Origin of the sequence: Litchfieldia stipae, from assembly GCF_014837155.1 — a bacterium.
GTDB lineage: Bacteria > Bacillota > Bacilli > Bacillales > Bacillaceae_L > Litchfieldia.
In genome coordinates this window covers 1-1725 of record NZ_JACYHA010000053.1, presented here as the reverse complement: position 1 = coordinate 1725, position 1725 = coordinate 1, and the positions used below count along the sequence as shown (strand labels likewise).

General features: G+C 39.0%; 1 protein-coding gene. It reads left to right on the top strand.

The annotated features are described in order from the left end of the window. The first annotated feature begins 127 nt into the window (after positions 1-127). Entirely contained in the window at positions 128-1240 is a 1113-nt protein-coding gene (locus tag F7888_RS22235) for an IS110 family RNA-guided transposase (RefSeq protein WP_191783580.1), read from the top strand. The last annotated feature ends 485 nt before the right edge of the window (positions 1241-1725 follow it).

Genomic DNA, 1725 nt, shown 5'->3' with positions numbered 1-1725 from the left:
GCGACGAGTTATCATGAACGAAACTAGCTCCTTACTCGTAAATTCGTAGGTTAATTTGGTAAGAATGTTTAGTGATAGAAACAAACAAAACCAAATCAGAGCTACATTACGGAAGGAGCTAGTCATTATGAAGGATAACACAAAATACGTAGGTTTAGACGTATCAAAAGAAAAAATTGCAGTCGCTATTGCAGAAGAGGGTCGTGAAGTACCTAGATACTTTGGAATGATTCCTCATACACTAGAAGCCGTTAGAAAGTTAATTAGAAAACTTGGAGAACCTCACACTCTTAGAGTATGTTACGAAGCAGGTCCAACTGGCTATCCATTGTATAGACTTTTACTTTCTCTAGGTGTCCATTGTGATGTGATTGCTCCGTCTTTAATTCCCCAAAAGCCAGGTGAACGAATTAAAACGGATCGTAGGGATTCTATTCGTCTCGCTCAATTATATAGAGCTGGAGAATTAACTTCTATTTATGTACCTACACCAGAAGATGAAGCTTTACGTGATCTTGTAAGATGCCGTGAAGATGCCAAAGAAGACGAGTTGAGAGCGAAGCATCGTTTAAGTAAATTTCTGCTACGTAATAATATTAAGCCACCAACAGGAGTGAACAAGTGGACAGTCAAATATCGTAGGTGGCTTGATACACTAAAGTTTGAAAGTTCTAAATTACGTATAGTATTTCAAGAATACTATCATCAATTAAAAGAGTTAGAGCAACGGATTCTGAGACTTGAAGAAGAGATAAGGGTACAAGCAACCGAAGGTGTGCATGCCCCAACCATTCAAGCATTACAGTGTTTAAGAGGTGTAGCACTTATTACAGCAGCTAGCCTGGTAGCTGAAATTGGTTCATTTAAACGTTTCTCAACGCCAAAACAACTTATGGCCTATGTGGGTTTGATTCCAAGTGAATTTTCGAGTGGTGAGAGCAGAAAACAAGGTGGTATTACCAAAACTGGGAATCGCCATGTGAGGCGTTTATTGGTTGAATCTGCCTGGAGTTATCGCTATCAGCCGTCAGTTAAGGGAGAATTGAAAAGACGACAAAGTGGCCAATCGCCAACCATTCAGGCCATTTCTTGGAAAGCACAAAATAGACTACATAAGAAATATTATCGATTACTCTCAAGAGGAAAAGAAAGTGCCAAAGCGATTACTGCAGTGGCTAGAGAACTATCAGGATTTATTTGGGCAATCACGCAAGAGTTAGAGGAAGTACCACGATCTTAATGGTTTAAACTTTTATTTTCAAATTCAATATAACTTTGGAAAGAAAAATAGGTAGATGAGAATAGGGCTCGAAGGCAAAGGTGAAAACCGGAAAGGAAAAACCACGCGCCTCCTCTGTGCTATATCTAATTAGATTAACGCACGTCACGAGTTAGTGGATAAGTCCTTTATACGGAAAGATAAAATGTGAAAACCCACGAATATCAGAGCGCTAACCGCAGTGAAGATTTTGCCTTCGTGCCGTGTTCTTACCATCTATTTAAAGTCATAAATAAGGAGAAAGGACAGATTGATCTTTAGCTCGAAAGAGCTTCTCACCTATTTGAATACCAGTCAAGGAGAACACTTGACAGCCATTCAAATAGGTGAGAAGTGGTCTGTAAGCTAAAGAAGGAGTTATTCTAGCCTATAAACGGCTAAATACATCAAAGTAAAGAAGCAGAAAATAACTGCTCTTATTAGAGTTGCCCAAAAAGAACGTAAAT

What these genes read in the sequence shown, in the direction of transcription:
- F7888_RS22235 (WP_191783580.1), top strand. Translation starts at nt 128, where the DNA reads ATGAAGGATAACACAAAATACGTAGGTTTAGACGTATCAAAAGAAAAA.